This is a genomic window from Hymenobacter citatus, assembly GCF_014333615.1.
Taxonomy (GTDB): Bacteria; Bacteroidota; Bacteroidia; order Cytophagales; family Hymenobacteraceae; genus Hymenobacter; species Hymenobacter citatus.
This window is the reverse complement of record NZ_JACSCY010000003.1, coordinates 155,093-171,913: the sequence shown is the minus strand read 5'-3', so window position 1 is coordinate 171,913 and position 16,821 is coordinate 155,093. Positions and strand designations below refer to the sequence as shown.

Sequence of the window (16,821 nt, the reverse complement as noted above, 5' to 3'; positions counted from 1 at the left end):
TTATTTAGATGATGAAAGCCCGACTTACTCACTATCTCACCATTTCACTACTCACCATTGGGCACCAAAGCGGTGTATCTTTACGTTTGGCTGGGATATTCTTTGGCTACCTTTCCTACCCTGTTTGCATGCGTAGTACCCGTTTACCCCTTGTCGGACTTCTGGCTCTGCTGCTACCGCTGACGGAAGCCTGTACCCGCAAAACCGTGTCGTTCAGCAGTCAGCCCGATGCGGCTACCTTACTGGCTACTACCGATTCGTTGACCACCGCCAGCGATACGGCCAGTGCGCCTTCGCTCACCAATAAGCGGGTGGCACTGACTAAGGAACAGGAAAAAGCAGCGAAGGCAAAAGCCAAAGCGGAGCAGCGCAAACCTAAAAAAAAGAAGAACATCTTCATGGGCCAGCCCATCAAGAAGGGTTATGCCAAGTCGGGACCGAAGGGGAAAAATCAGCAGGTTGAGATATTCTACTACCTCAAAAACTTTCAGCAGCCCAATCTTCAGGCGCCCGGCCGCTATATCTACGATGCTAGTAAACATCGCATTTATAAAGCTAGCCCTGGCGAGCTAGACCCAAAGAGTCTGGTGCTACACGGCCCCTACAAGCGGTTGAAAGGCGGAAAAGTAGTGGAAACCGGGTTCTTTGCGGTAGGTACCCGCCACCTCCGCTGGGAGCAAACCACACCCGACAACATCTTACAGGACAAAGTGCACTATGAAATGGGCTTCCCCCGCGACGCCGTTATTTCGTACTACGACGCCGAGCACAAGCAGCTGAAAGAAGTGATTCCGTACGTGAACGGCGAGCTGGAAGGCGACTATGTGCGCTACAACGAAAATGGCCAGCGCGAATGGGACGGTCAGTTCGAGAACGGTAAGAAGGTAGGCCTCTGGATCAACTATTGGGGCTTCCGCAACCTAAAGGACCGACGCCATTATGTATACGCCTACGGCGAATCGGGTTACGAGCCGGAGGTAGCCACGCCCGAACTGGTGATGGAGTACAACCGCAACGGCGTGCTGATCTACGACAAAGAGAAAGGCTACGACAAGCGCGGCACCGCCGACGCCGACCCCGTAGACAAGCGCCGGCCAGGTAATACGCGCCGGAAATAAGTTGCGAGTAGAACTGTGTGTCAGCCTGAGTAGAGCGAAGGACCTTCTGCCCACAGAACGAGTCGTTGTTACGGCAGTCGTTCTAGCATGAGAAGGTCCTTCGCTGCGCTCAGGATGACAATCACGTTCTATTTACAATTAACCACTCAATAAAAGGCATCCTCGAAGTGCTCTACCCGGAAGCCGGCCGCTACGGGCGTGACGGCCAGCACATCGAAGCGGATGTCGCCGTGCCAGTCAAGTTCTTCCTGCACCTGCTCGGCCGCTAGGCGAAATAGCTGCCGCTTACGCTCCGTCACGAAGGCCTCGGGGTAGCCGAACTGTGAGGTAGAGCGTGCTTTCACTTCTACAAACACCAGCAGCCTAGTGTCCAGCGTGGCAATCAGGTCGATTTCGGCACGGCGGTAGCGGTAGTTGCGTTGCACAACGGTGTACCCTTGCGCCGTGAGGTGCGCAGCGGCGGCATCTTCGCCGGCCTGGCCGAGTTGGTGGGCGGGGGATGTCATGTGGGGGTAGGGTAGGGGAGAAGCACCAATGGGTTGGTGCTAAATCTAGTACCTTTGAGGTAGTTTATGTGCCTACCCGTCGCCGGAATCGGAGGTAGCCGTTAGTGGCAGGCCGAGAGGATGTGGCTACTAGCCAGCACGGCTTACTTTTTGTACACCGCAGTTTTTATCAGGATGGACACATTGCTTACTTCTTGCAGTACATCGGTTCCGGCTAGTCCGGTTCTTCATAGTGCATCAGCTGCCACGCCCCACCAAAATCGTGCGCTGTGCGTGCGTAATTTGGGCGTGCAGCCCTACGAAGAGGCCTGGGCTTATCAGGAGAGCTTGCTGGCCAACACCCTAGAGCGCAAAAAGCAAAACCGCAACGCTATTGAGCAAGGCGAAACGCCTGTGCCTACCCCCAATTACCTGCTGCTCTGCGAGCATCCGCATGTATATACGCTGGGCAAGAGTGGCAAGCCCGAGCACCTGTTGCTCGACGAAGCGGGCCTGACGCGCTATGGCGCTACGTTCCACCGCATCAACCGTGGCGGCGACATCACCTACCATGGCCCCGGCCAGCTGGTGGGCTACCCCATCCTCGACCTCGATAACTTCTTTACCGATATTCACCGCTACCTGCGCGTCTTGGAAGAAGCCGTTATCCTGACGCTGGCTGATTTCGGCGTTTCAGCGGGGCGCATTGCCGGCCTTACCGGCGTGTGGCTCGATTGGGAAGAAGGTGCTCCTAACCCCCGCAAGATTTGTGCAATGGGCGTGAAGTGCAGCCGTTGGGTAACCATTCACGGCTTCGCGCTCAACGTCAACACTGACCTCAGCTATTTTAGCCATATTATTCCCTGCGGCATCGACGACAAAGCCGTAACATCGTTACAGCAGGAACTGGGCCGCACCGTGCCTTTGGCTGAGGTTGCGGACCGCTTGGTTCCGCACTTGGTATCCTTGCTGGGGGCTACGCTAACGCAAGAATAGCTGCGCCTGAGCGGCCGTTTTACCTATTGAGTACTATGAAAGAAGACATTTCCTTTGAACCGGTGGAGGGCGTTTCTATTGCCGTTGTACCCAGCCAGGAAGCCGCCGTGGAAGACGGCAAGCCCGGTTGGCTGGTATACTTGCTGAACTACAATTCCTTTCCGCTCAGCAACGTTATCGTTAGCTCCAATGGCTACGGTACCGATGCGCAGGGTGAGCCGGTGCGCACCTCTACCCTGCGCCACGCCTTGCCGGAGGTAGATCCCCGCAGCGCCGTTCCCATCGAACCCATCGACCCGGCCCTGTTTCATCTCAACAATCAATACTGGCTCAGCTACTACCGTGGGACGCAGATTTTCGACAAGAAATTCATTTTTGTTCCCGATTCTATTGTGCCCGCCAACCTGACGCACATTTCGCTGCTCGAACAGGAAGGCGTATTGCATAGCTAAACTGTCCTTGCCCGATTCCACCCCTTTCAATTTGATCTTGACGTTACGATGCCCGTTCTCGGAGTAAAACTGGTACTGTCGGCTCTGTGGTCGTTCTTAGTGGCGCTATTTGCCGTGCCATCTATCATCTACATCGCCCACCTGAAAAACATGCTCGACACGCCCAATGTGCGTACTGTGCATGAGTCGCTTACCCCCCGCCTGGGCGGAGTAGCCATCTTCGCGGGCTTCATGTCGGCGCTTACCATTTTTGCGCCCTTGGAAAATGGTATTCAACAGCTGCTGGCTGGTTGCATCGTGCTGTTCTTTGTAGGGCTGAAGGATGATTTGGTGACGATTTCCGTTACCAAGAAATTCATCGGTCAGCTGCTGGCCACTGGTATCATCATGGTGATGCCTGACATAGAAATTCGCATTACCAGCTTTCAGGGCATCTTTGGCATTCACGAGCTGCCCATGGGCGTGAGCTACGCCATTACGTTTGTAGCCATCGTAGGCATTACCAACGCCATCAACCTGATTGATGGGCTTGATGGCTTGGCGGGTACCATTGTGAGCATCATCTCCGCTACGTTTGGTTACTATTTCCTGCGCTACGGTGGCCCTTCTTATGGCAATTACGCCTACGTTGCTATCTGCCTGATTGGTGGAATTATTGGTTTTCTACGGTATAACTTTCACCGGGCCAGCATTTTCATGGGCGATACTGGCTCCTTGGTATGTGGGTTTATCGTGTCGGTGCTCACCATCCAGTTCGTGGAAATGGGCGCTACCACAGGGCAGCCCTTTGGCGCCTCGTCGCCGTCGGTAGCGGTAGGAATTCTATTTGTGCCGTTGTTTGATACCCTGCGTGTTTTCATCATCCGGATGCTGGCGGGTCGCTCGCCCTTCTCACCCGATAAAAACCATGTGCATCACCGCATGCTGGCCATGGGCTTTCAGCAGATCAGCACAGTGCTACTGTTGGGGTTGCTGAATCTGGTAGTCATCCTATTCGTTATCAATTTTGCTGCTTTAGGCAACACCCTATTGATATTGGCCCTAGTGGCTTTCTCGGTATTACTAAGTGTGTTTTTGGGCGTATACCACAGTAAGCGGGGCGTACAGCGTCGGGTAGCGTAGTTGTGCAGCGAGCAAGTTTGCCAAGTATTATGATGACCAACCACTCAATTGCTACACGCCACCACTGGCGCTGGGTGTTGGTATGGCTACTCTGCTGGCTGACCCTACCCATTGGCGCCTCTGCAGCTGAGTACCGGCCGCTGCCCCCATCCGCCAAAAGCGGCTTGTCAAACGATTGGTTGATTTACAACGCAGCCCGTAATCGGCTGACGTTATACTTACCTGGCTACCACGCGCCGGCGCACGCGTATTACCAATGGGTAAATATGCGCCCTGGCCGGCCACTACTCATCACCTTTGTAGCCCGTCAGGATGAGTGTTTGTTTCTGGACAACCAATTGATTTTCACCTCGCCAGCAGCTGCTTCCTATACCCTGGATCTGGCTACCTTTCTGTTAGCTTCTGCGCCGGCTGGTCAACACTTGCTTTGTGTCTGGCATGCCGATGCGGTACCTAATCTATCATCATTTGCAAATGCCATTCCAGAGGTAGCAGGGGCTTCAGGCAAGCCAGCTTCCACTGTAGCCAAGGTGCTTCCACGTCCTCGTGGCCATCAGGGGCAAACCGTATTCATCGGATTTTTGCTGCTTATCGGGCTACTATACGGTGGACTGCGGGCTTTCTACCAACCAGGTTTCGCGCGTATTTACCAGTTCGAGCAGCTATGGCGCCGCGGTAATAATGAGCCCGATTTTCTAGTGAAGCCTACCATTACCTGGCTCAATATCCTCCTCGTTCTGATTTTCTCGCTCTCCTTTGCGCTACTGCTCGTTGCTATTCATACCAATATTCAGAGCATTGTCATTCTACGACGCTTGTTTGCCGTGCCCGAATCTGCTATCGTGCTTCGAGTGTTATTTTACACCAGCCTTATTGCAGCCTTCGTGTTAGGAAAGTACCTTTTCCTTGAGTTGATGGGGTACATCTTTGATGTGACTTCTTTGGTGATCGTCCAGTATCGGGAATTTATTCGAACAATTCTCTTTATGGGCTTATTCCTACCCCTTGTAATGCTACTCTATTTAGGTCTTAATCAGACCTTACCTGAAACAGTTTTGTGGGTATCTAATGGGGTGGTTTCCTTGCTGTTATTAGGCTCCGTGTTTCGCATTGCTCGTACGCTGCACCGACGTGCGTCATTACTGAATCTGCATTTGTTTTCGTACCTTTGCGCCACGGAAGTGATTCCACTCATCATTCTGCTTAAAATAATCGTTTTTACTTACTAATACCGCGCTGTTGCGGGCTTGAAGCACTGTACACAACCCTCTTTTTGCGCTAGATTTACTTAATTACCTATGGCCGAAAGCAAAGACCAACCGGGAACGGGCCGGCATGCCAAAAGCATCGCCAGCATCCTCGTTACGCAGCCTAAGCCCACCGGGGATATATCACCCTATTTTACCATTGCTGAGAAGTATGGTATTAAAGTTGATTTTCGCGAGTTCATACAGGTCGACCCCGTTTCATATAAAGACTTTCGGAAGGAAAAAGTAAATATCCTCGACCATACGGCTATCATTTTTACCAGCCGCAATGCCGTTGATCATTTTTTCCGGATTTGTCAGGAAGCCAAGATTGAGATGCCTGCTGAGATGAAGTATTTCTGTATCTCAGAGCAAACAGCCAATTACTTGCAGAAATACATTGTGTTGCGGAAGCGGAAGCTATTTGTAGGACTTCGTACTGCATCTGATCTGTTTGAAGTTATCAAGAAGCATAAGAGCGAAAAATTCTTGTACCCCTGCTCTGACATTCGCAAGGACGATATTCCAGAGTTCATGCGGGCCAACAATTATAAATTCACGGAGGCAGTTATCTACCGCACGGTTGCCAGTGACCTGTCGGACCTAAGCGACGTGAAGTATGATTGCTTAGCGTTTTTCAGTCCCTCCGGCATCAGTTCCCTTTTTGTTAACTTCCCTGACTTCGTGCAGGATGGTACGCGCATTGCGGCATTTGGCCCTACCACGGCGAAGGCCGTACGCGATGCGGGCTTAGAATTGGATATCGAAGCTCCTATGCCCAATGCACCGTCCATGACGGGCGCTATCGAAGAGTACATCCGTCGGAATGCCGAAGCTGCCGCTGCCCTCAAAAGCAGCAAGTAAAAGCAATACACACGATAGTATTAGCCCCCTTTTCCAGCAATCAACTGTTGGGAAAGGGGGTTTCTCTTTTACTAGCGCAAAACGGCAACCGAACCAACTTAATAAGTGTATTTAAGCAGGTAAAAACATAATGCTAGATAGACACTTAATCTGGCAGTGGAGCGTTTTAGCGCAAAGACACGACCGAGTTTTTTTTCTACATTTGAAAACGTACCCGCGTGGCCAGTTACGGTATACGCTCTGTTAAATCTGTTGCTATATGAAGCGAATTTTACTTGCCGGTTTTCTATTCACCTGCGCTGGTACTGCCTTTGCCCAGCAACAGCCCAATTTTACGCACTATCCGTTTGTTGGCCTTTATCTAAATCCAGCCTACGCAGGTATCAAGGGACAAGGAGAAATTACAGCGTTAGGTCGCTATCAGTACCTTGGTTATAACGGTAGTTTCGATGATGGTGGTTCGCCTCAAACTTATCTTCTTTCAGCCTCACTACCAGTGTCAGTTCTAGGTGGTGGTATTGGTGTCCAAGTATATCGTGATGTAGTAGCAGTACTGAAGACTACTAACGCTCAGCTTTCTTACTCCAAGCATTTTAAAATTGGCGAAGCCAGGCTGGGAGTCGGTATTCAGGGTATCTACAATCACGTGGGCCAAGGCGGTTACCGGCCCGTAGACCCAAATGACCCGAGAGTACCTGTAGAAGGATCTGACGCGAAATTTGATCTAGGCGCTGGGGTGTGGTATGAGGCGCCTAAGTTCTATATAGGTCTGAGCGTAAACAATCTATTGCGGGCAAATGGATACCGCTATCTAGCACAACCAGTAGATCCTACTGCGCAACTTTCCGAAACGGCTCGGTACCTAAATGAAAACCATTCGTACCTGACTGCTGGCTACAATATTGAGGCTTCTTCATCCGTTGTAGTGACGCCCACCGTACTCATGAAAATGGTGCTACCGGGTAAGTTTGGAGACAGTGATAAATTTAATTTCAAAAATAATTCCTACGAAGCTGGTGTTCGTGCCACAGTCAATGACCGGTATTGGGCTGGCCTTGGCTACCGCTACGATGAATCCATTACTGGCTTGGTAGGATTCAGTTTTGGAAAAGACAATGCTGCACGCGTTGGATTAGCTTACGACCTTATTGCATTTAATCAAGATGCAAGGGCGTTGAGTTCTGTTGAGTTGATGCTATCCTATCGTTTACCCAAGCCCAGAATTTTTACGCGTCCAGCAGTTCGTACGCCGCGTTACAGTTTTTAGCCATCATATCTGGCAGGGTTTTCGCGGTTTAGGTGAGCAAGAAAGACGAAGAGGATAATCGTAGGGAACCATGAGGAGCTATCCACCTGTTTCACCGAATGTTGCATCTTCTTGCGGTCTTTTCGACGCGTCAGAGGAAAGGCTTGTGCGCGTACGCTTCAATGAGTAAATTTGCCATTCCATAAAATTGTAATCTTTGGGTATTGCCGCCCAATCAGCCTTTTCTACACCTACCTCATGAACAAGTTACTTCTACTACCTCTGGTTGCCTTCTCGGCATTGTTTCTGGGGGGCTGTGGCTTTGGCAAAGGACCGCAGGGCGACCTGGTAGGGGCGGAGGACCGCCCTGAATATAACCCGCAAGAGGTTCCTTTTGGCATGGTACCCTGCCCTGGTGGTACATTCCACATGGGCCAGACGGATCAGGACATTTCGGCTTCCATGGTGAACATGAATAAGCAGGTGACCATCGCTGGCTTTTACATGGACGAGACGGAAATCACTAACAACGAGTACCGTCAGTTCATGAACGCCATCCGTCAGGATTCCATTGATGTGTTGGGCGAAGAATATGTGATGACGGAGCTGTACCCTGATACTACCGTATGGGTGCGCGACTTCACATACCACATGGGTGACCCACTGATGGAGTACTACTATACCCACCCGGCATTTGATGATTATCCAGTGGTAGGGGTAGACTGGTTCGCAGCCAAGTATTTCTGTAACTGGCGCACTAAGAACAAAAACGCCGCCAACGAAGAGGCTGGGCTTGCGCCTACCCCTAACTTCCGCCTGCCCTCCGAAGCAGAGTGGGAATATGCCTCCCGCGGTGGTCGTGATTTGGCTACTTACCCTTGGGGTGGTCCTTACCTGCGCAACTCTCATGGCTGTATGCTAGCCAACTTCAAGCCCGGCCGTGGCGACTATGCTTCTGATGGTTATGCGTACACGGCTCCAGTAGGCGCTTTCTTTCCGAACGACTTTGGTTTGTATGACATGTCGGGCAACGTAGCCGAGTGGTGCGATGATGCCTACATGGAAGCTTCTGTACCAGTTGTGTGGGATATGAACCCTACCAACCCCGATGACAACGAACCTCGCAAAGTAGTACGGGGCGGTTCGTGGAAAGACATTGCTTACTTCCTCGAAACTGGTACCCGCAATTTCGAATATCAAGATTCTGCTCGCTCTTACATCGGCTTCCGTTGCGCCATGATTCAGATTGGCCGCAATTCCCGCTAATACAAACTTCGCTTTCAATTAACCAATCAGGCCGGGTGGCCGACGCATTAACCTCACCAACCCCTCATCATTTCCAATCTTCTTTTCAACAATGGCAGCAAAAGGTAACTTTTTCTTCGACAGTGTAATGCCGAAAATCTACGGTATTGGAGCTGCAGTCGTAATTATTGGTGCACTATTCAAAATTCTACACTTACCCGGCGCTAACGAGATGCTGATTGTAGGTCTGGGCACTGAAGCAGTTATTTTCTTCTTAAGCGCGTTCCAGCCTAATCCCAAAGAGGTTGACTGGTCACTGGTGTATCCTGAGTTGAGCGAAGGCTATGACCCCTCTACTGGCAACTCTAGCTTCCGCACCAACGCTATTGCTGATAACGGCAGCACTGGCCTAACTCGCAAGCTAGACGACATGCTGAAGGACGCTAACGTAACCCCCGAAGCTATCAGTTCGCTGGGCGCTGGCCTGAACCGTCTGAGCACTACCACGCAGCAGCTTTCTACTCTGGGTGACGCTACCAACGCTACCGAAGAATATACCACCAAAGTGCGTGGTGCCGCCCAGTCGTTGGAGCGCATCAACGAAGCATATTCTAATACGGCTCAGGCTATGTCGGCCATGGCTGAAGCTACTTCAGATGCTAAAGAATACCACGCACAAGTGCAGAACGTAACCAAGAATTTGGGTGCTTTGAATGCAGTGTATGAGATGGAGCTGCAGGATGCCAACACGCACCTGAAGTCGATGAACAAATTCTACGGTACGCTGAGCCAGGCAATGGAAAATCTGACTGAGGCTGGCAAAGAAACTGAACAGTTCAAGCAGGAAATCACTGGTTTGACTACCAACCTGACTTCGCTGAACCGTGTGTATGGCAACATGTTGAACGCTATGCGTGCTACCAGCTAATCTGGTAGGTAGAACAACTTAAGAGATTCTGTCCCCACTATATATTTACTAGGAAGACAAGATGGCGGGAGGAAAAGAAACCCCACGGCAGAAGATGATTGGCATGATGTACTTGGTACTGACTGCTCTTCTGGCTCTGCAAGTAGACTCAGCAATTCTGCTGAAATTCAAATTCCTGGATGATGCACTGTTTGGCATCAACCAAAAGGTAGAAAAGGCAAACGGTAATGCTGTAAAAGGCATTCAGGCACAGGTTGAGAAAAACCGCAACCAAGCCAGCGATTTGGCTGTGTTAAAGCAAAGTGAAGAGATTCGGGAGCGCAGCAAGGCAATGGTAGCTTATCTGAACGATGTTCGTGACAAGCTGGTGACGGCCACTGAGAATAAAAAGGGCCAGAACTCTTATAACAACATGGATGCGAACGATAAAGTAGCAAATGCCATGTTGGGTCAAAATAAAAACGGCTTGGCTTACCCTCTGAAAGGTAAACTTAATGAGTATGCCAGCTATATCAAAGGGTTTGTACCCAGTGCTACTCCACTTGCATTGGATGCGAAAGAAGATCCTTTGACGGCTGCTGACCCAGCTCAAAAGACCAAGGACTTTGCAGAACTGAATTTCGAAAAGACTCCTCTTGTAGCTGCTCTGGCTGTGCTTTCGCAGAAAGAAGCCGAGGTATTGAAGTACGAGTCAGATGCCTTGGCTGCACAAGCTGCCAAAGTAGGTGGTACAACCATCGTATTCGACAAGGTAGGAGCTTTCGCCAGTGCTGAGTCGAACACAGTAGCTGCTGGCACTAAATACAAAGCGGAGCTGTTCCTAACTGCTTCTGCTTCAAACTTGAAGCCTTCTATGACCCTGAATGGCTCGCCCTTGTCAGTAGGTCCTGATGGTCATGGTAAAGTTGAGTTCACGGCTACGCCTGGCGGTTTTGATGCTGCTGGTAACGCAAAGAAGCAGTGGTCAGGTACGATCCGTTTCAACCAGAACGGCCGTGACACTACTTTCAAAGTGACGGTTCCTTACACCGTTACCAAGCCGGTAATGCAGATTCAGTCGGCTTCGGTACAGGCGCTATACTTTAAGTGTGGCAATAAGCTGAGCGTACAGGTACCTGCTTTGGGTGCTCAATACAAGCCTAGCTTCTCCGCTTCGGGTGCCTCGGCTATTGCCGGCTCAAAAACAGGTGATGTAATGCTAGTGCCTAACTCGCGTGAAGTAACATTGAATGTGAGCAGCAGTGGTAATGCTATTGGCTCACAAACCTTCCAGGTGCGTCCCGTACCGAAGCCCGATATCAAATGCGTAGTAGGTGGGCGTGAAGCCAACGAAAAACAGGGCACTCCAATCACTGCTGTACGTAACCTATCATTGCGTGCTATTCCAGATGCCAGCTTTGCCAACTTCTTGCCTGAAGATGCTCGTTACCGGGTGACTAGCTACGAAGTAACTCTGGTGCGTGGACCACGCCCAGTAATGCCTTCTCGTACTATCAGCGGCCCTGATGCTAACTTGAGCGACGTAGTAAACACAGCTAAGCCTGGCGACCGTTTATACATTCAAGTTAAAGAAGTGAAGCGTATGAACTTCCAAGGCCAGCAGGAAGAAGTGAATATGGGCAAGCAGTTCAATATTCCGCTGATCTAAGCGTTGTCTAACTGAACGAAACGCGGCGATTTACTGATTACTACGGTATGAACAAGATTCTCTCCTTGGCTGCTTTGGCAGCAGGCCTCACGCTGTCGGTAGCAGCTTCGGCACAGGAACAAGCTACTACCGCGAGCAGCAATGGCTCGTACCGTCCGATTCCGAACTCGGATATCATGTTCAGCAAAACCATCTGGCGTGCTGTTGACCTTCGGGAAAAGCAGAACAAGCCGATGTTTGCCGAGGGTAAAGAAATTAGCCGCGTTATTCTGGATGCTGTGAAGCGTGGGGAGTTGCAAGCTTATGCAAACGACTCTCTAACCCGGACGCTGACTCCTGCTGAAGTGAAGGCTAACGCTTCCTTCGTAGAAGAAACGCAGGGCCTGACCGATGCTGAAAAGGCTGCTGGCTTTACGGATGCTGACTTGGGTGGTGGTAGCGACGATGGTTGGGGTAGCAGCAGCGGTGGTGGCGACGGTTGGGGAGCCCCGGCCAAAAAGACTACCAAAAGCACTGCTAAAGGTAAAAAGGGAGCTACTACTAAGAAGGTAGCTGCTGTTCCCAAGGCACCGCCCGCACCGCCTAGCTACGAGTATCGTCCTAAGGACCTGTATCAGATGGAATTGAAGGAAGATATGATCTTCGACAAGAAACGGTCGCGGATGTATCACGACATCAAGTCCATCACGCTAGTGGTTCCTTCTACGCTGCCCTCCAACGCATCTGGGATTGAGAAACCAATTGGCACGTTCAAATACAGTGATTTAGTACGGGTATTCCGTAACAATCCAACCAGCGCCATTTGGTTTAATCCTCAGAACGACGCCCAGCATAAGAACTTAGCAGATGCGTTTGAATTGTGGTTATTCAACTCGTATATCGTGCGAGTGTCGAACCCAAACAACGCGCGCCTCGACGAAATCTACGGTGGCCAGCAGCAAGGTATTTTAGCTTCCCAACAAGCCGCCGCTGATTTGATCGAGTATGAGTACAACCTATGGAGCTTCTAAGACCGTAGATTAGCTCAGATTTCAGCGAATTTTGCTGGTCTAGAGAGGATTCTCTTTTTAAATAAAAAGCCTCAACCACTTATTGGTTGAGGCTTTTTGTGTTTAAACGGTCAAAGCAAAGAGTTACTCCGATGTGCCGTTAGCTTCCTGCATGGCGAAGTAAGTCAGCAGTACTTTGGCTTTAGCTTTTCCTACCTCCGCCACTAACTCTGACTCAGTAAGCTCCTTGATCTTTTTAACAGATTTGAATTTGGAGAGCAACTTATCGGCTGTAACTGGACCGAGGCCCTTCACGTCGGTAAGCTCTGTTTTGAGGGTAGCGGCGTCGCGACGACTGCGGTGGAACGTAATGCCGAAGCGGTGTACTTCATCACGCATCCTCTGAAACAGACGCAGGGATTCGCTCTTTTTGTCGATATAGAGCGGTAACGGGTCGTTGGGAACATAAATTTCCTCCAAGCGCTTGGCGATGCCAATGACTGCCATTTGGCCCCATAGATTCAGATCCTTTAGTGCTTTAACAGCCATGCTGAGCTGGCCTTTGCCACCGTCCACAATTACCAATTGGGGTAAGCTGGCGCCTTCATCCACAAGGCGGCGGTAGCGCCGTGTTACGACTTCATACATTGAATCGAAGTCGTTAGGGCCAATCACTGTTTTGATGTGGTAGTGGCGATAGTCCTTCTTACTAGGCCGCGCGTTACGGAAACACACCATAGCAGCCACTGGGTTGTCGCCTTGAAAGTTGGAGTTATCGAAACACTCGATGTGCTTGGGCAGCTCTGTGAGGCGCAGATCTTTCTTGATGGTTTCCATGATGCGTACCTCGTTCAAATCCTTTGAACGATCATTCATGCTTTCTTTTTCCTTGCGGAGGTAGAGCACGTTTTTGAGACTTAGCTCCAAGAGTTTGCGCTTATCGCCAATCTGTGGTTGTGCCACTGATACGCCGGGTAGAGGTAGGTCGGGTAGGGGAATGTTGGTCAGAATTTCTCTTGACTGACTTTCAAATTCTTCGCGCATCTGCATCAGCAGCGGCGCCAGAATATCCGCATCCGACTCGTCTAGCTTTTTTACTACCTCCAATGATTGGGTAAGAATAATGGAGCCGTTCATCACTTTTAGGTAGTTGATAAACGCTGATTTCTCATTGGACGCAATGCTGAACACATCAATGTTTGACAGCGACGCATTTACCACCGTCGATTTGGCCTGGAATTCCTCCAATTTATCCAGCTTCTGCTTGAACTGATGCGCTAGTTCATACTGCTGTTCCTGTGCCGCGGAAGTCATTTTCTCGCGGAAATAGGCACGTGCTACCGTTAGGTTGCCGCTCAAAATATTTCGGATCTGGGTAATGTATTGAGTGTATGTTTCCTCATCCTGTAGGCCCTCACATGGTCCTTTGCAGTTACCCAAGTGATATTCCAGACATACTTTAAACTTACCGGCTTCTATGTTTTGCGGTGATAGATTGTATGTGCAAGTGCGCAAGGGATACAAGGCTCTAATCAGCTCCAGTATCACGTTCATGGCCGTGAGGTTGGCGTAAGGGCCATAGTAACGGCCATCACCGGGCTTTTTATTACGGGTTGGGATAAGGCGCGGGAAACGCTCGTTGGTCAGCAGCAGGTAGGGGTAGGTCTTGCCATCTTTGAGCAGGATGTTGTATTTAGGCTGGTGCTGCTTGATCAGGTTGTTTTCCAACAAAAAGGCCTCCGACTCATTGTCCACAATCGTGAACTCGATGCGCTTGATGTTCTTGACCAACTGCTGCGTCTTTTTATTATGGTCTTGCTTGGTGAAGTAGCTACTTACACGCTTGCGGATATCCACCGCCTTGCCAACATAGATAATGCCTTCATCATCAAAGTATTTGTAAATACCAGGACGATGGGGCAAATGGCGAATCTGTTCTTGTAAGTGGGCGCTGGCAGCCATAGGATAGAGTGAGTCGGAAAGGTCCTACTGCGTACGCACCAGTAGGAGCAGGAGATGCGGGAAAAACTGTGGCCTATAGAAACAGCAAATGGCGAGTGTTTATCACCGCCATTTGCTGTTTTTTTATGAAAAGATGCCTTAAATATCCTGATTGCGGATATCCTCCAGTTTCACTTGGTTGAGCTTCTGGTCGTCTGGGATGGTATCGCGCTGGCCGGCGCCGTAGTAGCGGCTGCAATCAATTTCCACGGTCAGCGACTTCGTAGGTTTGGGGAAGGGGCCGGTGCTAATGCCGATATTCTTGTTATCGGCGTACACTTTCTTCATAAACAACCCGTAGAGGGGTAGGGCCATACGGGCGCCCTGGCCGTCGCGGCCGGAGCGGAAGTGAATGCTGCGGTCCTCGCCGCCTACCCACATGCCACATACTAGGTCGGGCGTGATGCCCATAAACCAGCCGTCGGAGTAGTTGCTGGTAGTACCGGTTTTAGCGCCCATTTCATATGGGAATTTGAAGCCGGTTTTGAGGATGGTACTGGTGCCGCCGCGCTCCGTAGTAGAGGCTTGCAGCAGGTAGGTCATTAGGTAAGCTGTTTCTTCGCTGATAGGCGTGCGGGTTTGCGGCACAAACTCAATCAGCGTGTTGCCGTTTTTGTCCTCGATGCGCGTTACCATCATGGGCGCCGTCCACACGCCTTTGTTGACGAACGTGCCGTAGGCGCCACACAACTCAAATACGCTCACGTCGCTGGAGCCGAAACCCACGGCCGGCACTGCCTCAATGGGCGAAGTAATACCCAAACGTTTTGCGTATTCTACCACCGTTTTTGGTCCTACCTTCTGCACCAAAAAGGCTGTAATAGAGTTCATCGACCGCGCCAGCGCTTGCCGGATGGTGTACATCTGGCCGGAATATTTGCCTTCAAAGTTCTTGGGAGTATAGGCAGGGCGACCGGCCTCGGCAGGGAACGTTACGGGCACGTCGGCCACTTGGTAGCAGGGCGAATAGCCTTGGTCAATAGCTGCCAAATACACGAAGGGTTTGAAGGTAGAGCCCGGCTGGCGCATTCCCTGCTTCACATGGTCGTATTTGAAGTAGCGAAAATCGTTGCCGCCTACCCACGCTCTGATCTGTCCGTTCAACGGGTTCATGGCCATAAAGCCGGTTTGCAAGAAACGCTTGTAGTAGGCCAGCGAGTCCATCGGCGACATCGTCACTTCCTTTTCACCCTGCCACGTAAAGACCGTCATCTTGTACTTCTTGCGCAGGTAGTAATTGATGGAGTCCTTGTTGCCGTCGAAGCGGTTGTTGAGCGAGCGGTAGCGGCCCGTGCGCTTGATGGCAGTTTGCAGGAAGTTGGGAATCACGCGGCCGTTCTCATCGCGCCAGGGTTGCTGGCCCTTCCACACCCGGTCAAACAGCTTTTGCTGCTGCGTCATGTGCTCGGCCACAGCTTGCTCAGCGTACTTCTGCATCCGCGAGTCGATGGTCGTGTAAATCTTCAGGCCGTCGGCGTAGAGGTCGTGGTCGGTTTCGCGGGCCCATTGCAGTAGGAGCTTCCCTAGTTCGGTACGGAAGTATGGCGCAATGCCTTTGTTCTGATTCTCGACGCTGTAGTTGAGCTTGATGTTGGTGGCTACGGCCTTCGAATACTCGGGCTCCGTGATATAGCCATACTTCTGCATCTGGCCCAGCACCCAATCGCGGCGGCGCTTGGAGCGCTCTGGGTTACGCACGGGGTTAAACCACGAGGGCCCGTTCACCAAGCCCGCCAATAAAGCCGATTCTTCCAGCTTCAGGTCTTTGGGCTTCTTATTGAAGAACGTTTTGGCTGCTACGTTAATACCGAAGGCATTCGAGCCAAACTCAGCCTGGTTGAGGTACATGCGCAGTATTTCGCGCTTGGTGTAGTTGCGTTCCAGGCGCACGGCCATAATCCACTCTTTGGTCTTCACGATGAGCACGCGCAAACCCTTTACATCATTCAGCGCGCCGTCGTTTAGATCCTCACGAGTACGGAATAAGAGCTTGGCCAACTGCTGCGTGAGGGTTGAGCCGCCGCCACCTTTGCTACCTGTCAGAATGCCACTTGCTACCCGGCCCATGGCTTTCAGGTCGATGCCCGAGTGGGCCTCGAAGCGCACGTCTTCGGTGGCAATCAGAGCATCAATCAGGTTTTGGGGCAGGTCTTTATACTCGGCGGGCGTGCGGTTTTCACGAAAGTATTTGCCCATCAGCGCGCCATCAGCCGAATAAATTTCGGAGGCCAACTCGCTTTTTGGATTTTCCAGCGTTTTCAGATTAGGCATACGCCCAAACAGGTTCAGGAAGTTGACACTGACAGCCCAGACGTACAAAACGAACAACGCCAGCCCGCCTCCAAACAGCACCCACAGCGTCCGAGTGATGCCCCGGAAGCGGTGACTCCGCTGAGGTTTGCGCGAGGAGGGTTTATTCTTCGTGGCAGGGTAGGCCATGGGGTAGTTGGGAATTAAAAATTAATAGGGAAGAACTAAAC

The 16,821-nt window shown here is 51.1% G+C and carries 14 protein-coding genes; 11 read left to right on the top strand and 3 right to left on the bottom strand.

Annotation, left to right across the window (positions count from 1 at the left end):
- Positions 1-128 precede the first annotated feature (128 nt).
- Entirely contained in the window at positions 129-1,118 is a 990-nt protein-coding gene (locus H8B15_RS05060) for a toxin-antitoxin system YwqK family antitoxin (protein ID WP_187318584.1), read from the top strand.
- A gap of 146 nt (positions 1,119-1,264) precedes the next feature.
- On the opposite strand, the gene H8B15_RS05055 is transcribed toward H8B15_RS05060, so the two are convergent.
- On the bottom strand, positions 1,265-1,624 hold the full coding sequence (locus H8B15_RS05055; protein ID WP_187318583.1) for a YraN family protein: 360 nt from the start codon (positions 1,622-1,624) through the stop codon (positions 1,265-1,267).
- A gap of 174 nt (positions 1,625-1,798) precedes the next feature.
- Between H8B15_RS05055 and lipB the strand changes: the two genes are divergently transcribed.
- The 10 genes from lipB (at position 1,799) to porN (ending at position 12,361) form a co-directional block, all read left to right on the top strand.
- Positions 1,799-2,599: a lipoyl(octanoyl) transferase LipB gene (gene lipB, locus H8B15_RS05050; RefSeq protein ID WP_187318582.1), complete on the top strand. Its 801-nt coding sequence runs from the start codon at positions 1,799-1,801 to the stop codon at positions 2,597-2,599.
- A 35-nt stretch (positions 2,600-2,634) separates the two neighbouring features.
- Positions 2,635-3,051 carry a hypothetical protein gene (locus H8B15_RS05045; protein ID WP_187318581.1) on the top strand — a complete coding sequence of 139 codons (417 nt, stop codon included), beginning with the start codon at positions 2,635-2,637 and terminating at the stop codon, positions 3,049-3,051.
- A 48-nt stretch (positions 3,052-3,099) separates the two neighbouring features.
- Positions 3,100-4,173 (top strand): MraY family glycosyltransferase, encoded by a 1,074-nt coding sequence (locus H8B15_RS05040; RefSeq protein ID WP_187318580.1) that lies wholly within the window; start codon positions 3,100-3,102, stop codon positions 4,171-4,173.
- Positions 4,174-4,202: 29 nt separating this feature from the next.
- Complete coding sequence (locus H8B15_RS05035) at positions 4,203-5,402, top strand: DUF4271 domain-containing protein (RefSeq protein ID WP_187318579.1); 1,200 nt, start codon at positions 4,203-4,205, stop codon at positions 5,400-5,402.
- Positions 5,403-5,471: 69 nt separating this feature from the next.
- A complete protein-coding gene (locus tag H8B15_RS05030; RefSeq protein WP_187318578.1) occupies positions 5,472-6,284 on the top strand; it encodes a uroporphyrinogen-III synthase in 813 nt (270 codons plus the stop codon).
- Positions 6,285-6,543: 259 nt separating this feature from the next.
- Positions 6,544-7,551 carry a PorP/SprF family type IX secretion system membrane protein gene (locus H8B15_RS05025; protein ID WP_187318577.1) on the top strand — a complete coding sequence of 336 codons (1,008 nt, stop codon included), beginning with the start codon at positions 6,544-6,546 and terminating at the stop codon, positions 7,549-7,551.
- A 237-nt stretch (positions 7,552-7,788) separates the two neighbouring features.
- Complete coding sequence (gene porK / locus H8B15_RS05020; RefSeq protein WP_187318576.1) at positions 7,789-8,796, top strand: T9SS ring complex lipoprotein PorK/GldK; 1,008 nt, start codon at positions 7,789-7,791, stop codon at positions 8,794-8,796.
- Positions 8,797-8,923: 127 nt separating this feature from the next.
- The gene (porL, locus tag H8B15_RS05015) at positions 8,924-9,703 is read left to right on the top strand and encodes a type IX secretion system motor protein PorL/GldL (protein WP_187318575.1); all 780 of its coding nucleotides are present in this window, start codon (positions 8,924-8,926) and stop codon (positions 9,701-9,703) included.
- 61 nt (positions 9,704-9,764) lie between these two features.
- On the top strand, positions 9,765-11,351 hold the full coding sequence (gene porM, locus H8B15_RS05010) for a type IX secretion system motor protein PorM/GldM (protein WP_187318574.1): 1,587 nt from the start codon (positions 9,765-9,767) through the stop codon (positions 11,349-11,351).
- A 47-nt stretch (positions 11,352-11,398) separates the two neighbouring features.
- On the top strand, positions 11,399-12,361 hold the full coding sequence (gene porN, locus H8B15_RS05005; protein WP_187318573.1) for a type IX secretion system ring subunit PorN/GldN: 963 nt from the start codon (positions 11,399-11,401) through the stop codon (positions 12,359-12,361).
- Between the two features lie 123 nt (positions 12,362-12,484).
- Here porN and uvrC read toward each other — a convergent pair whose 3' ends face one another.
- Both uvrC and H8B15_RS04995 read right to left on the bottom strand, forming a co-directional pair.
- Positions 12,485-14,302: an excinuclease ABC subunit UvrC gene (gene uvrC / locus H8B15_RS05000; protein WP_187318572.1), complete on the bottom strand. Its 1,818-nt coding sequence runs from the start codon at positions 14,300-14,302 to the stop codon at positions 12,485-12,487.
- A 138-nt stretch (positions 14,303-14,440) separates the two neighbouring features.
- Positions 14,441-16,780, bottom strand: a complete 2,340-nt coding sequence (locus H8B15_RS04995; RefSeq protein WP_187318571.1) for a penicillin-binding protein 1A — start codon at positions 16,778-16,780, stop codon at positions 14,441-14,443.
- Positions 16,781-16,821: the final 41 nt, after the last annotated feature.

Excerpts from the sequence above, each read along its gene's own strand:
- H8B15_RS05060 (WP_187318584.1), top strand. The coding sequence starts at position 129 with ATGCGTAGTACCCGTTTACCCCTTGTCGGACTTCTGGCTCTGCTGCTA.
- H8B15_RS05055 (WP_187318583.1), bottom strand. The coding sequence starts at position 1,624 with ATGACATCCCCCGCCCACCAACTCGGCCAGGCCGGCGAAGATGCCGCC.
- lipB (WP_187318582.1), top strand. The coding sequence starts at position 1,799 with ATGGACACATTGCTTACTTCTTGCAGTACATCGGTTCCGGCTAGTCCG.
- H8B15_RS05045 (WP_187318581.1), top strand. The coding sequence starts at position 2,635 with ATGAAAGAAGACATTTCCTTTGAACCGGTGGAGGGCGTTTCTATTGCC.
- H8B15_RS05040 (WP_187318580.1), top strand. The coding sequence starts at position 3,100 with ATGCCCGTTCTCGGAGTAAAACTGGTACTGTCGGCTCTGTGGTCGTTC.
- H8B15_RS05035 (WP_187318579.1), top strand. The coding sequence starts at position 4,203 with ATGATGACCAACCACTCAATTGCTACACGCCACCACTGGCGCTGGGTG.
- H8B15_RS05030 (WP_187318578.1), top strand. The coding sequence starts at position 5,472 with ATGGCCGAAAGCAAAGACCAACCGGGAACGGGCCGGCATGCCAAAAGC.
- H8B15_RS05025 (WP_187318577.1), top strand. The coding sequence starts at position 6,544 with ATGAAGCGAATTTTACTTGCCGGTTTTCTATTCACCTGCGCTGGTACT.
- porK (WP_187318576.1), top strand. The coding sequence starts at position 7,789 with ATGAACAAGTTACTTCTACTACCTCTGGTTGCCTTCTCGGCATTGTTT.
- porL (WP_187318575.1), top strand. The coding sequence starts at position 8,924 with ATGCCGAAAATCTACGGTATTGGAGCTGCAGTCGTAATTATTGGTGCA.
- porM (WP_187318574.1), top strand. The coding sequence starts at position 9,765 with ATGGCGGGAGGAAAAGAAACCCCACGGCAGAAGATGATTGGCATGATG.
- porN (WP_187318573.1), top strand. The coding sequence starts at position 11,399 with ATGAACAAGATTCTCTCCTTGGCTGCTTTGGCAGCAGGCCTCACGCTG.
- uvrC (WP_187318572.1), bottom strand. The coding sequence starts at position 14,302 with ATGGCTGCCAGCGCCCACTTACAAGAACAGATTCGCCATTTGCCCCAT.
- H8B15_RS04995 (WP_187318571.1), bottom strand. The coding sequence starts at position 16,780 with ATGGCCTACCCTGCCACGAAGAATAAACCCTCCTCGCGCAAACCTCAG.